Below are 1,356 nucleotides of genomic sequence, written 5' to 3' on the forward strand. Positions count from 1 at the left end.
CATCCTCTCGTCGAACAACGTGGAGCCGGGGAGCATGCTGGTGCGCGACGGGTATTATGAATACAACATCCGCATCGCCTCCATCCTCCGTACGCCGGAGGACGTGCGGCAGATCTGGTTCAACCGCAACGGACAGGTGAGGCAGCTGGGGGACATCTGCGACGTGCAGACGGTTACCCGCAACGAGACGGGGCGCTCGCTGGCAGGAGGGAAGCGGGCGGTGACGCTGGCCATCATCAAGCAGGGCGAGGAGAACATGGACAACCTGCGCCGTGAGCTGAAGGAGACCACGGACTATTTCACAAGGATATATCCCGACATTGAGTTCAGCATCAGCCGGAACCAGACGGAGCTGCTGGACTATACCATATCGAACCTGCAGCAGAACTTCACGCTGGGTTTCCTGTTCATCTTCATCGTGGCGGTGTTCTTCATCGGCGACGTGCGTTCGCCGCTGGTCATCGGCATCACCATGATTGCCTCGGTGGTGATCACGTTCTTCTTTTTCTACCTCTGCCGGGTCTTGCTCAACGTGATCTCGCTTTCGGGACTGATCCTGGCGGTGGGCATGATGATTGACAATGCCATCATCGTGACGGAGAACGTGTCGCAGTACCGTGAGAAGGGGTATTCGCTGAAGCGTGCGGCCGTGGCGGGAACCTCGGAGATGATCACGCCGATGCTGAGCTCGTCGCTCACCACCATCGCGGTGTTCGTGCCGCTGGTGTTCATGAGCGGGATAGCCGGGGCCATCTTCATGGACGAGGCGTTTTCCATCACGTCGGGACTGATGGTGTCGTATTTTACGGGCATCATGCTGCTGCCCGTGCTGTATGTGCTGTTCTACCGTACGGGTATCAGGAAGCACAACTGGTTTACCGCCAACTTTAAGAACCTGCTGAAGAACGAATGGCTGACACGGTTCTATGATGCGGGCATTGAGTGGGTGTTTGCACATAAGACTGTTACCATGTTTCTTGCCATCGTATCGCTGCCGCTGTGTGTGCTGATGTTCATGGTGATTGACAAGGAGCGTATGCCGGAGATTGACCAGAACGAGGTGGTGGTGGGCATTGAATGGAACGAGAACATCCATGTGGACGAGAACAACCGCAGGGTGAACGCCATGCTGGCCCTGGCCGATTCGCTGGTGGTGGAGCATACGGCCTACGTGGGCATGCAGGACTATCTGCTGGGCACGGAGAACGAACTTTCCACTTCCGAGGCGGAACTGTATTTCCGGACGGCTGAGCCGGAGCAGATTCCGGTACTGACCGGACTGCTGGAAAAGGCCGTCCGGAAGGATTACCCTGCGGCTGTGGTGACTTTCTCGCCGCCGGTGACCATCTTCGAGAA

1 protein-coding gene is annotated in these 1,356 nt (G+C 57.3%); it reads left to right on the forward strand.

The window, feature by feature from the left end:
• A partial coding sequence (locus BQ7480_RS17450; protein WP_139255837.1) for an efflux RND transporter permease subunit occupies positions 1 to 1,356 on the forward strand: 1,356 nt, incomplete at both ends.

Origin of the sequence: Bacteroides mediterraneensis, from assembly GCF_900128455.1 — a bacterium.
GTDB lineage: Bacteria > Bacteroidota > Bacteroidia > Bacteroidales > Bacteroidaceae > Phocaeicola > Phocaeicola mediterraneensis.